The organism is Streptomyces murinus (genome assembly GCF_002154555.1).
GTDB classification, from domain to species: domain Bacteria; phylum Actinomycetota; class Actinomycetes; order Streptomycetales; family Streptomycetaceae; genus Streptomyces; species Streptomyces murinus.
In genome coordinates, this window is sequence record NZ_MUNF01000084.1 from 1 (window position 1) to 20,679 (window position 20,679).

22 protein-coding genes and 1 tRNA gene are annotated in these 20,679 nt (G+C 71.7%); 3 read left to right on the forward strand and 20 right to left on the reverse strand.

Annotation, left to right across the window (positions count from 1 at the left end; all coding sequences use genetic code 11):
* The 8 genes from CCN72_RS06665 to CCN72_RS06695 all read right to left on the reverse strand — a co-directional run.
* Nucleotides 1-746, reverse strand: a 746-nt coding sequence (locus CCN72_RS06665) for a hypothetical protein (RefSeq protein WP_086806703.1), incomplete at its 3' end; no start/stop codon positions are given.
* A 79-nt stretch (nucleotides 747-825) separates the two neighbouring features.
* On the reverse strand, nucleotides 826-1,347 hold the full coding sequence (locus tag CCN72_RS06670) for a YbaK/EbsC family protein (protein WP_086806704.1): 522 nt from the start codon (nucleotides 1,345-1,347) through the stop codon (nucleotides 826-828).
* Nucleotides 1,348-1,411: 64 nt separating this feature from the next.
* Nucleotides 1,412-1,546: a hypothetical protein gene (locus tag CCN72_RS41365; RefSeq protein ID WP_279630220.1), complete on the reverse strand. Its 135-nt coding sequence runs from the start codon at nucleotides 1,544-1,546 to the stop codon at nucleotides 1,412-1,414.
* Nucleotides 1,547-1,701: 155 nt separating this feature from the next.
* Nucleotides 1,702-1,893, reverse strand: coding sequence for a DUF397 domain-containing protein (locus CCN72_RS06675; RefSeq protein ID WP_086806705.1), 192 nt, complete (start codon nucleotides 1,891-1,893; stop codon nucleotides 1,702-1,704).
* A 4-nt stretch (nucleotides 1,894-1,897) separates the two neighbouring features.
* Nucleotides 1,898-2,089 (reverse strand): DUF397 domain-containing protein, encoded by a 192-nt coding sequence (locus tag CCN72_RS06680; protein ID WP_086806706.1) that lies wholly within the window; start codon nucleotides 2,087-2,089, stop codon nucleotides 1,898-1,900.
* Nucleotides 2,086-2,931: a helix-turn-helix domain-containing protein gene (locus tag CCN72_RS06685; protein ID WP_167408650.1), complete on the reverse strand. Its 846-nt coding sequence runs from the start codon at nucleotides 2,929-2,931 to the stop codon at nucleotides 2,086-2,088. The genes CCN72_RS06680 and CCN72_RS06685 overlap by 4 nt, the downstream gene beginning before the upstream one ends.
* 149 nt (nucleotides 2,932-3,080) lie before the next feature.
* Nucleotides 3,081-5,291, reverse strand: a complete 2,211-nt coding sequence (locus CCN72_RS06690; RefSeq protein ID WP_086806707.1) for an MMPL family transporter — start codon at nucleotides 5,289-5,291, stop codon at nucleotides 3,081-3,083.
* 112 nt (nucleotides 5,292-5,403) lie between these two features.
* Complete coding sequence (locus CCN72_RS06695) at nucleotides 5,404-5,997, reverse strand: TetR/AcrR family transcriptional regulator (RefSeq protein ID WP_086806719.1); 594 nt, start codon at nucleotides 5,995-5,997, stop codon at nucleotides 5,404-5,406.
* Between the two features lie 209 nt (nucleotides 5,998-6,206).
* On the opposite strand from CCN72_RS06695, the gene CCN72_RS06700 reads away from it, so the two are divergent.
* The gene (locus CCN72_RS06700; protein WP_086806708.1) at nucleotides 6,207-9,494 is read left to right on the forward strand and encodes a S41 family peptidase; all 3,288 of its coding nucleotides are present in this window, start codon (nucleotides 6,207-6,209) and stop codon (nucleotides 9,492-9,494) included.
* A gap of 155 nt (nucleotides 9,495-9,649) precedes the next feature.
* Here CCN72_RS06700 and CCN72_RS06705 read toward each other — a convergent pair whose 3' ends face one another.
* The 4 genes from CCN72_RS06705 to CCN72_RS06720 all read right to left on the reverse strand — a co-directional run bounded on the left by CCN72_RS06705 (nucleotide 9,650) and on the right by CCN72_RS06720 (nucleotide 13,357).
* Entirely contained in the window at nucleotides 9,650-9,877 is a 228-nt protein-coding gene (locus CCN72_RS06705) for a hypothetical protein (RefSeq protein WP_086806709.1), read from the reverse strand.
* Nucleotides 9,878-9,972: 95 nt separating this feature from the next.
* Nucleotides 9,973-10,857: an SDR family oxidoreductase gene (locus CCN72_RS06710; RefSeq protein ID WP_086806710.1), complete on the reverse strand. Its 885-nt coding sequence runs from the start codon at nucleotides 10,855-10,857 to the stop codon at nucleotides 9,973-9,975.
* A complete protein-coding gene (locus tag CCN72_RS06715; RefSeq protein WP_086806711.1) occupies nucleotides 10,854-11,804 on the reverse strand; it encodes an alpha/beta fold hydrolase in 951 nt (316 codons plus the stop codon). Before CCN72_RS06715 ends, CCN72_RS06710 begins: the two co-directional genes overlap by 4 nt.
* Complete coding sequence (locus CCN72_RS06720; RefSeq protein WP_086806712.1) at nucleotides 11,801-13,357, reverse strand: flavin-containing monooxygenase; 1,557 nt, start codon at nucleotides 13,355-13,357, stop codon at nucleotides 11,801-11,803. The genes CCN72_RS06715 and CCN72_RS06720 overlap by 4 nt, the downstream gene beginning before the upstream one ends.
* A gap of 146 nt (nucleotides 13,358-13,503) precedes the next feature.
* On the opposite strand from CCN72_RS06720, the gene CCN72_RS06725 reads away from it, so the two are divergent.
* A complete protein-coding gene (locus CCN72_RS06725) occupies nucleotides 13,504-14,181 on the forward strand; it encodes a MerR family transcriptional regulator (RefSeq protein WP_086806713.1) in 678 nt (225 codons plus the stop codon).
* 42 nt (nucleotides 14,182-14,223) lie between these two features.
* Here CCN72_RS06725 and CCN72_RS06730 read toward each other — a convergent pair whose 3' ends face one another.
* Nucleotides 14,224-15,018: an exodeoxyribonuclease III gene (locus tag CCN72_RS06730; RefSeq protein WP_167408651.1), complete on the reverse strand. Its 795-nt coding sequence runs from the start codon at nucleotides 15,016-15,018 to the stop codon at nucleotides 14,224-14,226.
* 85 nt (nucleotides 15,019-15,103) lie between these two features.
* On the opposite strand from CCN72_RS06730, the gene CCN72_RS06735 reads away from it, so the two are divergent.
* Nucleotides 15,104-15,580 carry a GNAT family N-acetyltransferase gene (locus CCN72_RS06735; protein WP_085565160.1) on the forward strand — a complete coding sequence of 159 codons (477 nt, stop codon included), beginning with the start codon at nucleotides 15,104-15,106 and terminating at the stop codon, nucleotides 15,578-15,580.
* 161 nt (nucleotides 15,581-15,741) lie between these two features.
* Here the strand turns inward: CCN72_RS06735 and CCN72_RS06740 are convergent.
* The 7 genes from CCN72_RS06740 to CCN72_RS06770 form a co-directional block, all read right to left on the reverse strand.
* Nucleotides 15,742-15,815, reverse strand: a tRNA-Ala gene (locus CCN72_RS06740).
* A 90-nt stretch (nucleotides 15,816-15,905) separates the two neighbouring features.
* Nucleotides 15,906-17,078, reverse strand: a complete 1,173-nt coding sequence (gene sepX, locus CCN72_RS06745; RefSeq protein ID WP_208637931.1) for a divisome protein SepX/GlpR — start codon at nucleotides 17,076-17,078, stop codon at nucleotides 15,906-15,908.
* Nucleotides 17,079-17,199: 121 nt separating this feature from the next.
* Nucleotides 17,200-17,808 (reverse strand): GNAT family N-acetyltransferase, encoded by a 609-nt coding sequence (locus CCN72_RS06750; RefSeq protein WP_172636937.1) that lies wholly within the window; start codon nucleotides 17,806-17,808, stop codon nucleotides 17,200-17,202.
* Between the two features lie 20 nt (nucleotides 17,809-17,828).
* The gene (locus CCN72_RS06755) at nucleotides 17,829-18,329 is read right to left on the reverse strand and encodes a MogA/MoaB family molybdenum cofactor biosynthesis protein (protein WP_086806715.1); all 501 of its coding nucleotides are present in this window, start codon (nucleotides 18,327-18,329) and stop codon (nucleotides 17,829-17,831) included.
* Entirely contained in the window at nucleotides 18,326-18,838 is a 513-nt protein-coding gene (gene moaC / locus CCN72_RS06760; RefSeq protein ID WP_086806716.1) for a cyclic pyranopterin monophosphate synthase MoaC, read from the reverse strand. The genes CCN72_RS06755 and moaC overlap by 4 nt, the downstream gene beginning before the upstream one ends.
* Before the next feature lie 104 nt (nucleotides 18,839-18,942).
* Nucleotides 18,943-20,265: a molybdotransferase-like divisome protein Glp gene (gene glp / locus CCN72_RS06765; RefSeq protein ID WP_086806717.1), complete on the reverse strand. Its 1,323-nt coding sequence runs from the start codon at nucleotides 20,263-20,265 to the stop codon at nucleotides 18,943-18,945.
* Nucleotides 20,262-20,679 (reverse strand): sugar phosphate nucleotidyltransferase (locus tag CCN72_RS06770; RefSeq protein ID WP_244174146.1); only part of this gene is annotated, 418 nt, incomplete at its 5' end. The genes CCN72_RS06770 and glp, both read right to left, overlap by 4 nt.

Below are 20,679 nucleotides of genomic sequence, written 5' to 3' on the forward strand. Positions count from 1 at the left end.
GGGAAGGGGTGTCGGGGGGTGTCCAGGCGCACGGCGACCAGATGGGAGGCGGGGGTGATGCCCACGCCGCTGAGGAGCCTCTCGTCGCTTTCCATGCCGTTCTTCCGGGCCCAGTCGGAGCCCAGATCCCTGAGTTGCCGCTTGCTCTGCCGGTCGACCAGCACCCAGTCCCGGCCGTATCTGAACGGTCGGACGAAGCCGTCGAGGGCGTCCGCCCACAGGGCGTCGAGGAAGCCGCTCACCGTCTGCGTGCTGAAGACCGTGCAGCGGTACGCGTCTCCGGGGGCCTTCGTGATGGGGCTGATGTCGACGGTCAGAACGCGTTCGGCAAGGGCCTGTTCGGCCGTGGCCATCGCCTCCTCCAGCACGTCGGAGGCGTCCGAGGGACTCTCCAGCGCCGCCGGCAGCACCACCCGCAGCGTGTCGTTGACGACCGCCTGGATGATGTCGGGATCATGCGCGGCCCGCCGGCGCATGCCGTCCACGTAGGTGCTGATCGGGACGTGCTCGGGGAAGTCCCCGGGTGCGTAGAGCACCTCCGGCCGCTGCCACAGGATGAGGAAGAAAACGGTGGACACCAGGAGGGGGAACGAGACCGCGAACACCGCGAGCAGCCCTTGCACCCAGCCGCTCGACTCAGCGGCGGCGATACCCACCGTGGTCTCCGAGAGCCCCAGGAACAGCGCGATGATCCACAGCGGGTTGAGGACTCGCGGTGGGTGCCCCGGCGGGAGTTCGCTTGCCATCGCACCAGAGTGGCAGGAAAGCACTCCTGATGGGACCGCTACAGCCGGCGCTGACGGAAACGACTCGCTCGCGGCGCGATCACACCCCGTCGGCGGGCCGTTCGCGCACGTCCACGAGGGTGGCCTGTGCGTGGGTGACGAGTTCCTTCGGTTCGATCGGGAAGACGGCGTACGGCGTCCCCGCGGCGGCCCACACCACGTCGTGCGCGAGCAGTGAGCGGTCGGCGAGCACCCGGGTGCTGGTGCGGTGCCCGAAGGGCGGCACGCCCCCGATGGCGTAGCCGGTGACCTCCCGCACCGCCTGCGCGTCGGCCCGCCCCACCTTCTCGACCCCCAGCTCCTCCCGGACCCGCTCCACATCCACCCGGGACGCCCCGTCCATGAGCACGAGCACCGGCACGCCGTCGGCGGCGAACACCAACGACTTGCAGATCTGGCTGAGTTCACATCCCACGGCCGCGGCGGCCTCCACGGCGGTCCGGGTCCCCTCGGGAAACCTCCGGGCCCGCCCGAGCAACTGCTCCAGGCCCAGCTCCTTCAGCGCTCGCGCGAAACGCGGGTGCGCTCCCGATCCGTCGGCGTCGGTGGCGGCTGTCGTCATACGGGGCACGCTAGCGCCGACCGGGGTGCGGAGCGACCGATTTCGCTTCGGCGGGGCCTGTGGCTCACCAGTCGGTGAGATCCACCCGGTACCGGCAGTGCGGGTCGTCCACGGCGTCGGTTGTCCGCCATTCCTCGCCGGCTCGAAGCGGGATCTCGTACGCGGTGAGCCGGCCCAGGCGCGCACTCCCCCTTGTCACCGATGACGACCCGCACCGCGGGGGCACCCAATGGCGCGGGCAGCACCCCGCGTACATGCTGGTCCTCCAGCAGCGGCGCGTAGACGAAGTCCAGCAGAAGAGCGGCCACTTCCACCTGGAGGTCTTCGATCTCGCGGTCGCCCTCGCTCACGAGGTCACGATGCCGCGACAGCGCACTTCAGGAAACCCGACCAGGCGGCCGGGGTGACCGTCAGCCGCGCGACGCCCGAAGTCTTCGAGTCGCGGACGTGCACCATGGCGGGGGCGACAGCTACCTCGACGCAGTCGCCGGGGTCGTTGCCGTCGCTGTAGGTGCTCTTGAACCAGTGGAGTTCCGGAGTGCTCATAGCCCTAAAGATGCTCGCCGACCAGAGCGAGGAAACTCGTCCAGGCAGAAGAGGCCACAGTCACCTGCGCGGTGTGCGGGCTCTTGGAGTCGCGGATGTGGATAGTGGCGGGGGTGGTGGCCACCTCGACGCAGTCGCCGGGCTCGCCACTGCTGCTGTAGCTGCTCTTGAACCAGTGGAGTTCCGGCGTGCTCATAGTCTCCCCAGCGCTTGCTCGATGAAGTCTCGCGACTCCCTTGGGGGGAGAGCCTGCGCCCGGATCATGCTGTAGCGCAACTCCAAGATCCTTAGTTCTCTGGGATGTTGGACCGGGCGGCCGTTGAACGCTCCGTCGGAACGTCCGATCGCTGTGCCGTCCGCGAACTTCAGCATCTCGATGAGACCCTGGGTACCCGCGTGATCGTGACGCTTGGTCGGCATCACCTGGAGCGTGACGTGTCGCAACCGGGTGAGTTCCAGCAGGTGTTCCAGTTGACGACGCAACACTGCCTCCGAGCCGTAAGGGCGCTCCAAGGTCACCTGCTCCTGTACGAAGCCGAGTGTCGGCGCGGGATCCTTCTCGAAGACCGACTGCCGGGCCACGCGACCAGCGGTCTCCCGTTCGACGACGTCGTCCGGCAGTGCGGGCTGGGTCATCTCGAACAGGGTGCGCGCGTACTCCTCCGTCTGCAACAACCCATGGATGTTGTGGTTGCTGTACAGCAGCATCTCCACGGCCCGGTCCTCCAGCTCCTTCAGCCGGCGTACCTTCTTCGGGTACCGGGCCCGTCTCATGTCCTCCATGAAGGCCCGGAGATGGCCGTTCGCGTGCAGGACATGGTCGGCCTTGTCCAGGAACTCCGGGCGTGGAATGCGCTGGCCCCGCTCGATCTTCCGGATCAGGTCCTCGCCGTACCCGAGCACTTCCGCCAGCTCACCGGGGCGCAGCCCCGCCGCCTCCCGGCACACTCTCAGCAGCCGCCCCACCGCCTGCACCACCGGTTCGATCTCGTCACCGGGCTCGACGTCCCAACCGGCCTCGTCCACAGCGTCGTTCACGTGCCACCTCCCGTCGTCGCCGTACCCGTACAACGCACGCGACAGCCAGGACAGCACGGGACAGACCCCGGACAAGAAAGAAGCCGGTGAGGGTGCAGCCCCGTCCCCACGGGCACCCTCACCGGCCGTTCACAGGCGGCAGCCGTACGTCAGGCGCGTACCAGCTCCCGCTCGTCCTCCTTGCCGTCGGCGGCCTGGGTGCGCAGGCCCTCGCCCTCGACGTCCACGTTGGGCAGGATCCGGTCCAGCCACTTCGGCAGCCACCAGGCGCGCTTGCCCAGCAGGGCGAGGACGGCCGGGACGATCGCCATGCGGACGACGAACGCGTCGAAGAAGACGGCGATGGCGAGGCCGAAGCCGATCATCTTGACCATGGACTCGCTGGAGCCGATGAAGCCGGAGAAGACGGCGATCATGATGACGGCGGCGGCGGTGACGACGCGGGCGCCGTGCCGGAAGCCGGTCACCACGGCCTGGGTCGGCTTCTCGCCGTGGACGTACGCCTCCCGCATCCGGGTGACGAGGAAGACCTCGTAGTCCATCGCGAGCCCGAACACCACGCCCACCATGAAGATCGGCATCATCGACATGACCGGGCCGGTCTGCTGAACGTTCATCAGGCCGGACAGCCAGCCCCACTGGAAGACCGCGACGACCGCGCCGAGCGCCGCGAGCACGCTGAGCAGGAAGCCGAGGGCCGCCTTCAGCGGGACGAGGACCGAGCGGAAGACCACGATCAGCAGGAGGAAGGCCAGGCCCACGACCAGCGCGAGGTAGGGCAGGAGCGCGTCGTTCAGGCGCTGGGAGACGTCGATGTTCATCGCCGTCGAGCCGGTCACCAGAAGCTTGGCGTCCGTCTTCGCGGTGACGTCCGCGCCCTTGTCGCGGATCGCGTGCACCAGGTCCTCGGTGGACTTGGAGGACGGCTTGGACTTGGGGACGACCGTGATGATCGCCGTGTCGCCCGCCTTGTTGGGCGTGGCCGGGGTGACCGCGACGACGTCCTTGAGGCCCTTGATCTCCTTGCCGACCTCGCTGAAGGCCGTCTTGGGGTGGGCGCTGCCCTTGGCGTCGACGACGACCATCAGGGGGCCGTTGAAGCCCGCGCCGAAGCCCTCGGACAGCAGGTCGTAGGCGCGGCGCTGGGTGGTGGAGGTGGGCTGGGAGCCGTCGTCGGGCAGGCCCAGTTCCAGGGAGGAGACGGGGACGGCCGCGGCGCCGAGGCCGATCACGCCGAGGAGGAGGACCGCGACGGGGCGTCGTACGACGAAACTCGCCCAGCGGGTGCCCATGTTGGGGCGGCCCGGCTTCTTCGCCTGGCGCCCGCCGCCGAGCAGCTTGCTCTTCTCCCCGGCCGGCTTGACCTTGCGGCCGGCGTAGCCGAGCAGCGCGGGGATCATCGTGAGCGCGATCAGTACGGCGATGGCGACCGTGCCCGCCGCCGCGATGCCCATCTTGGTCAGCATCGGGATGTTGACGACGGACAGGCCGACCAGCGCGATGACGACGGTCAGACCGGCGAAGACCACCGCGGAGCCCGCCGTGCCGACGGCGCGGCCCGCCGCCTCCTCGCGCTCGCGGCCCTCGGCGAGTTCGGCGCGGTAGCGGGAGACGATGAACAGGGCGTAGTCGATGCCGACCGCGAGGCCGATCATCATCGCCAGGGTGGAGGTGGTGGAGCCCAGGTCGAGGACGGAGGCCAGCGCGGTGATGGAGGAGACGCCGATGCCCACGCCGATGAGCGCGGTCAGCAGCGGCAGCCCGGCCGCGAGCAGCGAGCCGAAGGTGATGACGAGGACGACGGCGGCGATGCCGATGCCGATCAGTTCACCGGCGCCCTCCTCGGGCATCGCGGTGAGCGCGTCGCCGCCGATCTCGACGGTCAGCCCGGAGGCCCGCGCCTGCTGTGCGGCGTCCTTCAGCGCGTCGCGCGAGGAGTCCTTCAGCTCCATGCCGGAGACCTTGTACTTCACCGAGGCGTAGGCGATGGAGCCGTCCCGGCTGACGGTGTGCCCGGTGTACGGGTCGGCGACCGAGGCGACCTCGGAGCCGTGGCCCAGCTCGCGCACCGTCTTGTCGACGGCGGCCTTGTTGAGCTTGTCGGTCATCTTCTCGCCGGCCGGCGCCTTGAAGACGACCCGCGCGGTGGCGCCGTCGGCGCTCATCCCGGGGAAGCGCTGCTCCAGCAGGTCGAAGGCCTTCTGGGCCTCGGTGCCGGGGATCGAGAAGGAGGAGTTGCCGGCGGGCGGCGCGGAGGCGGCGCCCACCCCGGCGAGGGTGAGCAGCGCGACCCATATCAGGGCGACGAAGTGCCGGCGCCGGAAGGCGAGCCGGCCGATTCGGTACAGGAATGTGGCCACGGAGGCGTACTCCCGGTCAGGTCGTGGGGTTCATCAGGGCAGGGGTGATCAGCCCGACGACGTGAGCGGTGACGTCAGACGGTGGGCTTGATGGGGAGGTGTGCGAGGAGGATCAGACGCCGAGGGCGGGGAGGACCACGGCGTCGATGTACGAGGTGAGGAATGCCTGGGTGGGCGGCTGGTCCTCCAGGAGGGTCCTGGTGGCGAAGCCGCCGACCATCATGTGCACCATGAAGTCGATCGCCGGGCAGTCCGGGCGGACCTCGCCCCGGTCGACGGCCCGTTGGAGCATCTGCCGGCCGTTGACGATCTCGGCGTCGACGATCTGTTCCTTGAATGCCTCACGCAGATCCTCGTTGTGGTGCATCGCCATGGCGATGCCCCGCAGCAGGGCGGAGTTCTGCGCCATGACGCAGTCGTCCTCCATCGCCACGAGCGCGTGCAGGTCTCCGCGGAGGGTGCCGGTGTCGATGTCCCCGAGATGGCCGCGCTTGCTGTGCCGCAGCGCCTTGACCACCAGATCGGCCTTGCCGCCCCACTGGCGGTAGAGCGTGGCCTTGCTGGAGCGGGTGCGGGCGGCGACGGCGTCCATGGTCAGGGCGTCGTAGCCGACCTCCCGGAGCAGGTCGAGCACGGCGCCGTACAGCTCGGCCTCGCGCTCGGGGGTGATCCGACTGCGACGTGCAGCCGCGACGGCCTCGGTCATGTCGCTCACCCTTTCGCACCGGGACTCTCTTCCGGGACTTCTTTCCAGGAACTTCCTGGCGTACGTCCATCTTCGTACGTCCATGAAGATACCCCTCCCCACGTACGAAACGAAACCGTTTCGTACGTGGGCTCCGTCACGAACGTGAGGAACGTATAAGAACGGCACATAAGTTGCCCGCCCCCAGCGGGCGGAAAAGCATGGGGAGGGTGAGCTATCTGCGCTTCCCCCACCTCAGCGGCGATCTGCTGTGCTTCGTGTCCGAGGACGACCTGTGGCTGGCCCCCCTCGACGCCCCCGGCCGCGCCTGGCGGCTGACGGCGGACCGCACCAAGACCGGGCACCCGCGCTTCTCCCCCGACGGGAGCCGGATCGCGTACACGAGCTGGCGCAGTCTGGTCCCCGAGATCCATCTGGTGGACGTCACCGGCGGACCCGCGCGCCAGCTGACGTACTGGGGCAGCACCGACACCCAGGTGTGCGGCTGGTCCCCGGACGACGACATCCTGGCGGTGGCCTCGCACGGTCAGCCGTTCTCCTACTTCACCTGGGCCTACAAGGTGACCCCCGACGGCGACCCGGGCGGCCGGCTGCCCTGGGGTCCGGTCACCGAGCTCCAGGTCGCCGATCTCGCCGGCGAACGCAAGACACTGCTGCTCACCGGCACCCCGCCGCACGAACCCGCCTCCTGGAAGCGCTACCGGGGCGGCGCCACGGGCCGGCTGTGGCTGCACGGCGAGCGCCTGCTGCCCGACATCGACGGCCATCTGGCCAGCCCCATGTACGTCGCCGGGCGGATCGCCTTCCTCTCCGACCACGAGGGCGTCGGCAACCTCTACTCCTGCGCCTACGACGGCACCGATCTGCGCCGCCACACCGACCACGACGCCTTCTACGCCCGGCACGCGTCCAGCGACGGCACCCGGGTGGTCTACCAGTGCGCGGGCGACCTGTGGCTCGTGGACGACTTCTCGCCGCGGGGCACCCCGCGCAGGCTCGACGTCCGCCTCGCCGGGCCCGCCGCGGGCAGGCGCCGCTACCAGGTGCCGGCCGCGCAGAACGTCGACGGCATCTCCGTGGACGAGACCGGCCGGGCCAGCGCGGTCGTGGTGCGCGGCAGCCTGTACTGGCTCACCCACCGCGACGGTCCCGCCCGCACCATCGCGGACACCCCCGGGGTCCGGGTCCGGCTGCCGGAGATGCTGGGCTCCATGGGGCAGGTGGCCTATGTGACCGACGCCGAGGGCGAGGACGCGGTGGAGATCGCCCAGCTGCCCCGCGCCACCGGCGACCGCCCGCCCCGCAGGCTCGCGCAGGGCGCCCTCGGCCGGGTCCTGGAGATGATCTCCGACCCGGACGGCGAGCGCCTGGCCGTCGCCTCCCACGACGGCCGGCTGCTGCTGATCGACGTGCCCGAGGAGCCCGGCGCCGGGGTCCCCGAGTCGCCCGGCACCGGGGTCGGCGCGGAGTCCGAGGAGGGCGCCGTCACCGAGCTGATCCGCTCCGTCAACGGCCCCGTGCGCGACCTCGCCTTCTCCCCCGACGGCAGCTGGCTCACCTGGTCCCACCCCGGCATCGGCCGCTCCCTGCGCCAGATCAAGCTGGCCCGCATCAAGGACCGGCTGATCGTGGACGTCACCGACGGCCGCTTCGAGGACGAGACCCCCGTCTTCACCCGTGACGGCCGCTACCTCGCCTTCCTGTCCTGGCGCGGCTTCGACCCGGTGTACGACGTGCACACCGGCGATCTGTCCTTCCCGCTCGGCAGCCGCCCCTATCTGGTCCCGCTGTCCTCGGCGACCCCCTCGCCGTTCGCCCTGAACCCGGAGGGGCGCCCGGCGGCGGGCGGACTCGACCCGCTGGAGGACGAGGAGACCGGGGAGGCGGGCACGGTGATGGTCGAGGTGGAGGGCCTGGCCAGCCGGGTCACCCCGTTCCCGGTGATCGCCTCCAAGTACTCCTCGCTGTGCCCGGTCGCGGGCGGCGGGCTGGTCTGGCTGCGCTGGCCGATCTCCGGCGCGCTCGGCGAGACCTTCGCCAACCCGGCCGACACCAGCGGCCGCCCCACGCTGGAGTACTTCAACATCACCAAGGCGAAAAAGTCCGAACTCGTCGGCCATCTCGACTGGTTCGCGATGAGTGGCGACGGCACCCGCCTGGTCGTGGTGGACGAGGGCGAGCTGCGCGCGGTGCCCTCCACCGAGGTCGGGGACGCCGACAGCACCGTCTGGATCGATCTGCGCCGCATCCTGCACGAGGTGGACCCGCCCGCCGAGTGGCGCCAGGCGTACGACGAGGCGGGCCGGATCATCCGCGCCTACTTCTGGGACCCGGGCATGAGCGGCATCGACTGGGACGCGGTCCTCGGCCAGTACCGCCCGCTCGTCGAACGGGTCGCCTCCCCCGACGAGTTCGCGGATCTGCTGCGCGAGGTCCTCGGCGAACTCGGCACCTCCCACGCCTATGTCACCGCCGCCCGCCGCAACGAGGGCCCGCCCCACTACCAGCGCTGGCAGGGCCTGCTCGGCGCCGATCTGGTGCACCGGGAAGACGGCTGGACCCTGCGGCGTATCCTGCCCGGCGACTCCTCGGACTCCAAGGCCCGCTCACCGCTGGCCGGTACGGGCATCCGCGAGGGCGCGGTCCTCACCCATGTCGACGGCCGCCCGGTCGACCCCGTCACGGGCCCCTTCCCGCTGCTGGCCGGCGCGGGCGGTACGACGGTGGAGCTGACCTTCACGCCCGCCGAGGGCACCGGGCCGCCCCGCCGGGTCGCCGTCGTCCCGCTGGTCGACGACCGACCACTGCGCTACCAGCACTGGGTGGCCAAACGCCGGGACGTGGTACGGGAGTTGAGCGGCGGCAAGTGCGGCTATCTGCACATCCCCGACATGGGCGGCTCGGGCTGGGCCCAGTTCAACCGCGATCTGCGCATGGAGGTGTCCCGGCCCGCGCTGATCGTGGACGTGCGCGGCAACGCGGGCGGCCACATCAGCGAGCTGGTCATCGAGAAGCTGACCCGGACCATCCTGGGCTGGGACCTGACGCGGGACGCCCAGCCGGTGTCGTACACCTCGAACGCGCCCCGGGGCCCGGTGGTGGCGCTGGCCGACGAGGCGACCTCCTCCGACGGCGACATGATCACGGCCGCGTTCAAACTCCTCGGGCTGGGACCGGTGGTGGGGCAGCGCACCTGGGGCGGGGTCGTCGGCATGACCGGCCGCCACCGGCTCGGCGACGGCACCGTCATCACCGTGCCCATGAACGCCGCCTGGTTCGACGCCTACGGCTGGTCCATCGAGAACCGCGGCGTCACCCCGGACCTGGAGATCCTGCGCACCCCCCTGGACTGGGCCGAGGGCCGCCACGCCCAGATGGACGACGCGATCCAACTCGCCCTGAAACTCCTCGAATCCGACCCGGCCGCGATCCCCCCGGACTACTCGGACGTCCCGAACCGCTCCCGCCCGAAGCTGCCGCCGAGGGCAACTTCCTGAGAAGGGCCGCGTACCGAAGGGGCGCGGGGAACTGCGCGACAAGCCCCGACGCACCCGCACCCGACCACCCGGCGGAGCCACCCCGACAACCGAACGCGGGGCACCCCTCGAAGCGAAGGGCGCCCCGCGTACCCGGCTGAAGCCAAGCGCCGCGGCTACGCGTCGTAGTCGTGGTCCATCCGGTCCTGCATCTCCGTGTCGTCGATGTCCTGACGACCACGGCTGGGCTGCTGCCCCTGCGGGCCCTGCTGACCACGCTGGCCGCGCTGGGGCTGGCCCGGCTGGCCGGGCTGACCGGCGCGCTCACGCGCCTGGTCCATCTTGCCCTTGCCCTTCTGCTGCCACTGGCCCTGGTCCTGGTGCTGCTGGTCCTTCGTACCCATGTGGGTTCACTCCTGTGGTGAGTGAGAGTGGGGAGGTCGGCCCCTCAGCGGGGCCACGACCAGATTCACACGGCCCACCACGCCCCGCATGTGGATCAGTTACGTTCCGTGACCCGCGCCGCCTCGTCCGCCGCGCCGCCCGCGCCGACCAGCCCGGACCGCATCCCTTCGAGGCGCGGCCCGAACCGCTTCATCTCCCGCTGCCCCACCGACCCGATGAGCCCCGGGAGATACCCGCGCACGCTCTGCATGCCCCGCAGCCACCACTGCGCGTACACATGCGAGGACCGCCGCTCGATGCCCGCGACGATCCGGTCCACCGCGGGGCCCAGCGGATACGTCTTGTTCGACGGCCACGGCAGCCGCTGCCGCAACTCCCGCATGACGTCGTCCTGATCGGCCCCGCGCACCATGTCGGTGTCGGTCCACGACAGATACCCGACGCCGACCCGCACCCCCTGATAGCCGACCTCGGCCCGCAGGCTGTGCGCGAACGCCTCCACCCCGGACTTGGAGGCGCAGTACGCGGTCATCATCGGCGCCGGGGTGATCGCCGCGAGGGAGGCGATCTGGAGCAGATAGCCCCGGCTCTCGACCAGCACCGGCAGGAACGCGCGGGCGGTCACCGCCGAGCCGATGAGGTTGACCTCGATCACCCGCCGCCAGGCGTCCGGGTCGGAGTCGATGAACGGACCGCCCGTCGCCACACCGGCGTTGGCGACCACGATGTCGACCTTCCCGAACCGCTCCTTCACCTCCCGCGCCACCCGGGCCATCACCTCGTGGTCGGTGACATCGGCGTACCAGTGGGCGCTCTCGCTGTGCAGCCGCCCGGAGACCTCCTTGAGGGTCTCCTCCTCCAGGCCGACCAGCGCCACCTTCGCACCGCGCGCGGAGAGCTTGCGGGCGAGCAACTCGCCGACGCCGCGCGCCGCTCCGGTGACGACCGCGACCTGTCCCTCCAGATCGACCCTGCTCATGCGCCCTCCTTGATCGGCTGGGGAGCGGGTTCGCCGGCCCCCGTGACATACGTGCTGACGAGGTCCCGGATCCGGCCGGTGACCCGCTCGGGCTCCTCGACCGGGGTCATATGGCCGGCGCCGGGCAGCTCGGTGAGCCCGGCGCACCGCGGCAGTTCGGCGACCAGGGCGTGTGCGTGCACCGGGGGCACGAGGCGGTCGGCCGTGCCGTGCAGGACCGCGGTGGGCATGTCCAGCCGTCGTACCCCGTGGTCGAGATCGAGCGAGGCGAGCACCTGGGACCAGGCGTGCCGGGCGCCGGTCGGGCAGCCGTGCACGATCCGCGCGCACGCCTCCACCATCTCCGGCGTCGAACGGGCACCCATCGTGCCGTACTTGAGGATCCGCTTGGCGAGCGGGGTGACCGGTCCGAGCGGGGCGCGCGAGCCGAGGACGCCGGCGCTGAGCCGGGTGCGCAGCGGCCCCTCGCGCAGCGGCAGCACCCGGGCCTCGGCGACCAGGCGTGAACTGCCGGTGCTGGCCAGCAGGACGGCGGCCGCGTGGGCGCGGAAGCGGGGCCGCTCGGCCGCCGCCATGATCGTCATGCCGCCCATGGAGTGCCCGGCGATCAGGGCCTGTTCGCCGTCCACGAGCGTCGCGGCGAGCACCGCCTCCAGATCGTCCGCGAGTGCGCGGGTGGTGCACACGGGGCTCGCGGGGCTGCGCCCGTGCCCCCGCTGGTCGTACACGATCACCCGGTGGTCCCCGGCCAGTTCGCGGATCTGCGCCGCCCAGAAGGCGGTCGAGCAGGTCCAGCCGTGGGAGAGGACGACGGCGGGCGCGTCCTCGGGCCCGTGCACCTCGACGTACAGCCGCGCGTCGTCGGTGGAGGGGACGGTGAGTTCCCGGGCCGGGGCGGGCGGGGCGTAGGCGCCGGAGGTCATGTGGGTGACACGGGGGCCGCTCATGCGGCGACCTCGTCGGTGCGGGAAGCCTCAGCGTTGTCAGGGGACTTGGCGGCCCGCGTGCCCTCGGGGGCCTGCCGGGTCCCGGCGCCGCGGATCACCTCGTACTCCCCGAGGTCCACCTGCCGGGTGGCGCGCCGGAACTCGGTCGTCGTGCCGGGCCACACCGTGGTGTTGCGCCCGCCGGCGTCGAGGTACCAGCTGGTGCAGCCGCCGGTGTTCCACACGGTCCGCTTCATGCGCTCCTGGACCTTGTGGTTCCAGGCCGCGACGGCGCCGGGCCGGGCGTCGAGGGCGGTGCGGCCGCCGAGGACGTCGAGCTGGCGCAGATAGTCGGCCATGTAGTTCAGCTGGGACTCGATCATCAGGATCATGGAGGAGTTGCCGAGGCCGGTGTTGGGCCCGATGACCGTCATGAAGTTGGGGAACCCGGCGGCGGTGGCGCCGCGCAGCGCCTGCATGCCGCCCTTCCACGACTCGGCGAGGGTGATGCCCTCCGCGCCGACCACGCGCTCGGCGATCGGCATGTCCGTGACGTGGAAGCCCGTACCGAAGACGATCGCGTCGACCTCGGCCTCGGTGCCGTCGGCGGCGACCAGGGTCGAGCCCCGCACCTCGCTGAGCCCGCTCGCGACGACGTCGACATTGGGCCGGGCCAGCGCCGGGTAGTAGGTGTTGGACAGCAGGATCCGCTTGCAGCCGATGCGGTAGTCGGGGGTGAGCCGGGCGCGCAGGGCCGGGTCCTTGACCGCGCGGGCGATATTGCGCTTGGCGAGCTGCTCGACCAGGCCGAGTTCGTCGGGGCGCTTGGTGAACGCCTGCACCTGGAGCTCCCGGATGCCCCACAGCAGGCCGCGGCGCAGCTGGGTGGTCAGCGGCAGGGCGCGGTGCAGCCAGCGCTCGGCGGGGCTGATCGCGCGGTCCACCCGGGGCATCACCCAGGGCGGGGTGCGCTGGAAGAGGGTGAGCCGGCCGACCTGCGACTGGATGGCGGGCACGATCTGGATGGCGGAGGCGCCGGTGCCGACCATGGCGACGCGCTTGCCGCGCAGATCGTAGTCGTGGTCCCAGCGGGCGGAGTGGAACACCTTGCCGGGGAAGGAGTCCAGGCCCGGGATGTCGGGCACCTTGGGGTCGGACAGCGGTCCGGTGGCGGAGACGACGACATCGGCGGTCAGCGCTCCGCGCGTGGTCTCGATGTGCCAGCGCAGATTCTCCCGGTCCCAGCTGAGCAGCTTGACCTCGGCGCCGAAGCGGATCTGCGGGCGCAGTCCGAAGACGTCGGTGACGTGCTCCAGATAGGCGCGGATGTGCCGCTGCCCGGAGAAGGTGCGCGGCCACTCGGGGTTGGGCGCGAAGGAGAAGGAGTACAGATGGGAGGGCACGTCGCAGGCGCACCCGGGGTAGCTGTTGTCCCGCCAGGTGCCGCCGACGTCCTCGGCCCGTTCCAGTACGACGAAGTCGGTGATCCCCTCGCGGCGCAGCCGCACGGCGGCGCCCAGCCCGCCGAAGCCGGACCCGATCACCGCCACCCTCACATGCTCGTGCTCGGCCATCCCGGAGCCTCCACGCCTCGCCTTGAAATGCCGCCCGTCAATGCTGCCAGTGAACACTGGCACGATGGGACTGTAGAGCAGCTCCGTACCGAGCGGTAGGGGGCGCGGGAAGGAAAGTTACCGGCGGTACACCATAGGCTTCGGGCGTGGCAGCAGACACCGAACACCCGGAGGCAGCCCGTCGGGGCCCGCGCGAGTACCGCACGGAGGAGCTGGCGCGACGGGCCGGCATCACCGTGCGCACCCTGCGCTTCTACCGCGAACGCAAGCTGCTGCCGCCACCCCGCCGCGAGGGCCGTATCGCCTGGTACGACGACCATCACCTGGCCCGGCTGCGCACCATCGGCGCCCTGCTGGAGCGCGGCCACACCCTGAGCGGCATCGCGGAGCTGGCCGAGGCCCTGGACCAGGGCCGGGACGTCGCCGACCTGCTCGGCGTCGGCGCCCCCACCGAGGAGGAGCCGATCCGCCTCACCCCGGAGGAGCTGGCCGCCCGCTTCGAGGGCGAGGTCACCCCGGAGAACCTGGCCGCGGCCATGGAGCTGGGCTATCTGGGCACCGACGGCGACAAGATCGTGCACATCAGCCGGCGCCTGCTGGACGTCTCCTCGGCCCTGGTCCGCGAGGGCATCCCGCTCGGGGAGGTCCTGACGGCCGGCGCCCGCGTCCGCGAACACGCCGAGGCCCTGGCCACCCTCTTCTCCGACCTGATCCTGCGCCACGCCCCCGAGGAGGACCTGCACCGGCTGCGTCCCCTGGCACGCAGCGTGGTGGAGGCGGAGCTGTCCCTGGCGATGGACAGGCAGCTCAACAAAGGGGAATAAAGGGGAGTAGGGGAAGTACGGGGATTGAAGGGATGAAGGGGACTAAGCGCCGTAGGTCACGGTCACCGGCGCGTGGTCGGACCAGCGCTCGGCGTGCGAGGCCGCCCGCTCGACCCGCGCCTTGAGGGCCCGCGCGGCGAGGCCCGGCGTGGCCATCTGGTAGTCGATACGCCATCCGGAGTCGTTGTCGAACGCCCGCCCCCGGTACGACCACCAGGTGTACGGGCCGTCGACGTCCGGATGCAGGGCCCGTACGACATCGACGTAGCCGCCCTCCTCCGGGGCGAGGACCCGACCGAGCCAGGAACGCTCCTCGGGCAGGAAGCCGGAGTTCTTGGTGTTGCCGCGCCAGTTCTTGAGGTCGGCCTCGCGGTGGGCGATGTTCCAGTCGCCGCAGACGGCCACCTCGCGCCCCTCGGCGGCGGCGCGTTCGCGCAGTGCCCCGAGGTGGTCGAGGAACTCCGCCATGAAGCGGATCTTCTCGTCCTGGCGCTCGGTGCCGACCTCGCCGGAGGGGAGGTAGAGGGAGGCGACGGTCACACCGGGCAGATCGGCCTCGACATAGCGCCCGCTGCCGTCGAACTCGTCGGACCCGAAGCCGATCCGCACCCGGTCGGGCTCGCGCCGGGTGTACAGGGAGACGCCCGCGCGCCCCTTGGCGGCCGCCGGGGCGTGCACCACATGCCAGCCTTCGGGCTCGCGCACCTCCGCGGGCAGCTGATGCGGTTCGGCGCGCACCTCCTGGAGGCAGACGACGTCCGCCTCCGTCCCGGCCAGCCACGGCACGAAGCCCTTCTTGGCGGCGGCCCGCAGCCCATTCACGTTCACCGAGGTCACAGTCAGCACCACAGCACGATACCGGCACACTGGACGGAGCCCTCACGAGCGAGGGGTCCCTCCCGCACGGAAGCGCGATGCCCAGATGAACATTCGCCGCGTAGGTTTCGACCACCCCGACGCCATAAAGCTCAACGACGCGGTGCAGGCCGAATACGCCCTCCGTTACGGCGACGACGGCGATGAAACCTTCCTCACCCCGCAGGACTTCCTCCCGCCCCGGGGCGTGTACCTGATCGCGTACGACGAGTCCGACCGCCCGGTGGCCACCGGCGGCTGGCGCAGCCAGGAGCGCAACGACGAGGGCTACTCGGACGGTGACGCCGAGCTGAAGCGCATGTATGTGATCGAGGAGGTGCGCGGCCGGGGCCTGGCCCGCCGGATCCTGACCGCCCTGGAGGAGGACGCCCGCGCGGCCGGGCGCCTGCGGATGGTCCTGGAGACGGGCACCAAGCAGCCGGAGGCCATCGCCCTGTACACCTCCAGCGGCTACACGCTCTGCCCCAAGTTCGGTTACTACCGCTTCCACGAGGAGAGCCGCTGCTTCGCGAAGGACCTGTAGCCGGGGCCCTGGACGCGGCGGGGCCGGAGCGACGGACGCGAAGGCCCCGCCACGGCCGCAGGGAAGGCCCCGCCACGACTTGCCGGACAGCGCGTCCGGCGAAATGGTCGTACAACATGTCAAAGCCCCGGTCGGTTTCCCGACCGGGGCTTTGAGCTGCGTGGACCTGAGGGGATTCGAACCCCTGGCCCCCTCGATGCGAACGAGGTGCGCTACCGGACTGCGCCACAGGCCCTTGCAACGAGTGAAACTCTAGCACCCTGATCGGGGTGCTTGGAAATCCGTTCCCGAACTGGTCAGGGGCGGCTTCCGGATGCGACGGCCGTCACTCGTTGGCGGCGCGCGGACGGTCGCCGTCCTCGTACTGGTCGAAGAGCGGCGTGCGCCCGCGCTCACGGGAGCGGCGGGCGGAGGCGGCGCGGCGCGCGCCACCGCGGCCGTCGGCCGGCCGGTCCGCCGCGGCGGACGCCGGCTCGCCTTCCTCGGCCGCGGGCGCCTGGCCCGTCTCCTGCTCCGGGGCGACCGAGCTGGACCGCGCCGAGCTCCAGGTGTCCGGCCCGCCCAGGTCGACGCCGGAGGTGGCGCGCGGCGCGACCGGCGCGGTCACGTACGTGGGCAGGGGCACCGGCACCGGGTCCCAGCTGTCGCCGTGTCCGGGCCGCCGCTGCCGCTCGCGCTGCTGGTCGACCCACTCGGCGTGGTCGGTCTGCTCGACCAGGGCGCGCCGGTCGGCGGCGAGCGTGGAGAGGCCGGGGTCCGTGTCGGTCCCTGTGGCCTCCTCCGGTTCGTCGGCGGCGCGGGCGGCCTCCGGGGTCGCGCGCCGGCGCGGCTGGCGCTCACGCAGTCGCTGGGCGGCGGCCTCGGCGCGGCGGCGGTCCATCTGGTAGGCGAAGCGGCGGCGTTCCTGGGTGCGCAGATAGCCGATGTACGTGCTGAGGAGCAGGGCGGGCGCGGCGGGCGCCCACAGGAAGGCGAGGCCGCCGACGGCGGCGACGATCGCGCCGACGGTGAAGGCGAGGAAGAGCAGCACGGTGGTGCGCCGACGGCGCGCGAGCACCTTCGTGCGCCGGGCGCGCGCTGCGGCCGCCTGTGCCGAAGGTGCCGAGGGGGCGCGTCGGGGTGTCGGCGCATGCTGCTGCGCCGGGACCGCGGGGGCGTGTCCCCGGTCGGATTCGGGGCTCCGGGACGCCTCGGGCTCGCCCTCCACCGTGACCTGACGGCGGGTCGGGGGCACGGCGAAGGCCCGGACGTCCACCGAATCGGTGACGGCGTCCGGATCGACGGCGCCCTGCTCCCCCTCGTCGGTGGAGCGCGCCCGCAGGTCCTTGGCGTACCGGCGCTCCATCCCCGCCCGTCCGGAAAGCAGCCGGATGGCGGTGCTGAAGCGTTCCGTCGGACGGGCTTCATTCAGCTCGTCCTGCCTACGGAGCCACATCGGCACCAAGTAGGCGGCCCAGGCCCCGACAATGACTGCGTAGATGAGGCCGCTGCTGCTCACGCCTCACACGGTAGAGGGGTTTGACCGAAGGGATCCGCCAATTGAGCCGGTGTGTCGCACGATCTGGCTGATATTTCCAGCATTTTTTGCGACCCTTAGGATCAGAATTTCGAACGCATATTCAATTTCTCGGTCCTTGTGCCGCCGACCGCGCCCGCCGCCACCGTCCGAGCAGCCCGTCCGGCACCTCCTCGGCGGTCAGCGCGAAGACCAGATGGTCGCGCCAGGCGCCGTCGATGTGCAGATAGCGCGGCCGGGGCCCCTCCTCGCGGAATCCGAGCTTCTCCACCACCCGGCGGCTGGGCCGGTTCTCGGGGCGGATGCACACCTCGATGCGGTGCAGTCCGACGGTGCGGAAGCAGTGGTCCACCACCAGCGCGACGGCCGTCGGCATCACCCCGCGCCCGGCCACCGACTCGTCCACCCAGTAGCCGATGTGCCCGGAGCACATCGATCCCCAGGTGATCCCGGCGACCGTCAACTGCCCGACCAGGCGCCCCTGGTACTCGATGACGAAGGGCAGCATCCGGCCCGCGTGCGCCTCGCGGCGCAGATGCCGGACCATCTGCCGGTACGTCGGCCGGTGCGCGACCGGGCCGCTCGGGGTGGGCGGCGGGATCGTGGCCTCCCACGGGCGCAGCCAGTCCCGGTTGCGGCGGTTCACCTCGCGCCACTCGCGCTGGTCGCGCAGCTTTATCGGCCGCAGGACGACATCGCCGTCCACCAGCACGACCGGCCAGGTCGACCCGTTCAGTTCGCACCCCCCGAGCTGGGTCTGGCGTGGTCGCCGCCGCGGATCTGGTCGACGGCGTGGGCCAGCAGGGGCGCGAGGACGGCCAGTCCGTCCTTCACCCCGCCCGTGGACCCCGGCAGGTTGACGATCAGGGTCCGGCCGGCGACCCCGGCCACCCCCCGGGACAGCGCGGCGGTCGGCACCTTCTCCCGGCCGAACGCCCGGATGGCCTCGGCGATGCCCGGCACCTCGTGGTCGATGACGGCGCGGGTCGCCTCGGGGGTGCGGTCGGTCGGGGTGAGGCCGGTGCCGCCGGTGGTGACGATCGCGTCGTACCCGGCGGCGACGCCCTCGCGCAGGGCGGCCTCGACCGGCTCCCCGTCGCGCACCACCCGGGGGCCGTCCACGGCGAAGCCGAGGCGCCTGAGGCCGTCGGCGATCAGCGGGCCGCCCCGGTCCTCGTAGACGCCCGCGGCGGCCCGGTTGGAGGCGGTGACCACCAGGGCTCGGTAGCTCATGCCCGGCTCCAGTCGCCCGACTTGCCGCCCGTCTTCTCCAGCACGCGTACGTCCGTGATGACCGCTCCCTTGTCGACCGCCTTGACCATGTCGATCACGGTGAGCGCGGCGACCGTCACCGCGGTGAGGGCCTCCATCTCGACGCCCGTGCGGTCCGTGGTCTTCACGGTGGCCGTGATCTCCACGGCGTCGTCCGCGACCGACAGATCCAGTTTCACACCCGACACCGACAACGGGTGGCAGAGCGGGATCAGGTCCGGGGTGCGCTTGGCGCCCATGATGCCCGCGATCCGCGCGGTGGCCAGCGCGTCTCCCTTGGGCACCCCCTCGCCGCGCAGCAGTTCGACCACGCGGGGCGAGACCAGGACACGGCCGCCGGCGCGTGCGGTGCGCGCGGTGACGTCCTTGCCGGAGACGTCGACCATGCGGGCCGCGCCGGCCGCGTCGAGGTGTGTGAGGTGGTCCTGGGCGGGGGATCCGGGGGTCTGCCCCCGGGACGGTTCGGTCATGCTGTGCGGCGCTCCCGGTCCGGGCCCGCGCCGTGCGGTGCGCGGGCCTGCTGTGCGCGACACGGTACCGCCAAGTAGCCTCGCGCAGCCGCCCCGGCAGTGCCTCAGCCGAGCGGTACGACCTCCACCTCGGTGCCGGGCTCGACGGACTCCATGTCCTCGGGTACGACGATCAGCGCGTCCGCCTGCGCCAGCGCCGCCACCAGGTGCGAGCCCGCGCCGCCGACCGGGGTGACCTCCCCGTCGGCGTACCGGCCCCGCAGGAACTGCCGGCGGCCCTTCGGGGAGCGCAGCGCCTTGTCGGCGGTGAGCGTGGCCCGCACCACCGGCCGGTGCAGATCGGTGAGGCCCATCAGGGCGCGGATCGCGGGGCGGACGAACAGCTCGAAGGAGACGTACGACGACACGGGGTTGCCCGGCAGCGCGAGCAGCGGTGTGTGGTCGGGGCCGATGGAGCCGAAGCCCTGGGGCTTGCCTGGCTGCATGGCCAGCTTGCGGAACTCGATGCCGCTGCCCGGCACGTCCTCGTCGCCGATGTCCGCCAGCGCCTCCTTGACCACGTCGTACGCCCCGACGCTCACGCCGCCCGTGGTGACCAGCAGGTCGGCGCGGATCAGCTGGTCCTCGATGGTCGAGCGCAGGGTGTCGGCGTCGTCGGCGACGGCGCCCACCCGGTAGGCGATGGCGCCCGCGTCCCGCGCGGCGGCGGTGAGGGCGAAGCTGTTGGAGTCGTAGATCCGGCCGTGGCCCAGCTGCTCGCCGGGCTGGACGAGTTCGCTGCCGGTGGAGACGACGACCACGCGCGGGCGCGGGCGCACCTTCACCGTGCCCCGGCCGATCGCGGCGAGCAGCGCGATCTGCGGCGGCCCGAGGATCGCGCCGGCCGCCAAGGCGCGGTCGCCCGCCTTCACATCGCTGCCCTCGGCCCGCACATGCGCGCGTGCCTCGACGGGCCGGTGCACCCGCACCTGGCCCTCGGCGTCCTCGGGGGCCAGGCTGCGGGCCCGCATGCCGCCGGCCGGGCCCTCGCCGAGCCCGCCGTCGGTCCATTCGACGGGGACGACGGCCTCGGCGCCGGGCGGCAGCGGGGCACCGGTCATGATGCGGGCGGCCTGGCCCGGTCCGACGCGCACCGGGTCGTCCGCGCCGGCCGCGACGTCCCCGATGACCTCAAGGGCGGCCGGGAACTCCTCGCTGGCGCCCGCGACATCGGCGACCCGTACCGCGTACCCGTCCATCGAGCTGTTGTCGAACGGCGGCAGCGACACCGGCACCGTGACGTCCTCGACCAGGACACAGCCCTGGGCGTCGAGCAGTTGGAGTTCGATGGGCTCCAGGGGCTGGACCGTGGCGAGGATGTCCGCCAGGTGCTGGTCCACCGACCACAGGTCGTCTTCGCCGGTCGGGCGGGGCGCGGCGCTGCTCAACTCTGCTGCATCTCCTCGGCTACGTAACTGCGGAGCCAGGTCCGGAAGTCCGGGCCCAGGTCTTCACGTTCGCATGCGAGTCTGACAATGGCACGCAGATAGTCGCCGCGGTCGCCGGTGTCGTAGCGGCGGCCCTGGAAGACGACGCCGTGCACCGGGCCGCCGGCCTTCTCGTCGTCGGCGAGTTGCTGGAGCGCGTCGGTCAGCTGGATCTCGCCGCCGCGGCCCGGTTCCGTCTTGCGCAGTATGTCGAAGACATGCGGATCGAGGACATAGCGGCCGATGATCGCGTAGTTGGAGGGGGCGTCGGCCGGGTCGGGCTTCTCGACCAGGCCGCTGATCCTGACCACGTCGCCCTCGGCGGTGGCCTCGACGGCGGCGCAGCCGTAGAGATGGATCTGCTCGGGCGCGACC

Bases quoted from the DNA above. Each gene is read 5' to 3' on its own strand.
- CCN72_RS06670 (WP_086806704.1), bottom strand. From the start codon at position 1,347: ATGACGACAGCCGCCACCGACGCCGACGGATCGGGAGCGCACCCGCGT.
- CCN72_RS06675 (WP_086806705.1), bottom strand. From the start codon at position 1,893: ATGAGCACTCCGGAACTCCACTGGTTCAAGAGCACCTACAGCGACGGC.
- CCN72_RS06680 (WP_086806706.1), bottom strand. From the start codon at position 2,089: ATGAGCACGCCGGAACTCCACTGGTTCAAGAGCAGCTACAGCAGCAGT.
- CCN72_RS06695 (WP_086806719.1), bottom strand. From the start codon at position 5,997: ATGACCGAGGCCGTCGCGGCTGCACGTCGCAGTCGGATCACCCCCGAG.
- CCN72_RS06705 (WP_086806709.1), bottom strand. From the start codon at position 9,877: ATGGGTACGAAGGACCAGCAGCACCAGGACCAGGGCCAGTGGCAGCAG.
- CCN72_RS06710 (WP_086806710.1), bottom strand. From the start codon at position 10,857: ATGAGCAGGGTCGATCTGGAGGGACAGGTCGCGGTCGTCACCGGAGCG.
- CCN72_RS06715 (WP_086806711.1), bottom strand. From the start codon at position 11,804: ATGAGCGGCCCCCGTGTCACCCACATGACCTCCGGCGCCTACGCCCCG.
- CCN72_RS06720 (WP_086806712.1), bottom strand. From the start codon at position 13,357: ATGGCCGAGCACGAGCATGTGAGGGTGGCGGTGATCGGGTCCGGCTTC.
- CCN72_RS06735 (WP_085565160.1), top strand. From the start codon at position 15,104: ATGAACATTCGCCGCGTAGGTTTCGACCACCCCGACGCCATAAAGCTC.
- CCN72_RS06755 (WP_086806715.1), bottom strand. From the start codon at position 18,329: ATGAGCTACCGAGCCCTGGTGGTCACCGCCTCCAACCGGGCCGCCGCG.
- moaC (WP_086806716.1), bottom strand. From the start codon at position 18,838: ATGACCGAACCGTCCCGGGGGCAGACCCCCGGATCCCCCGCCCAGGAC.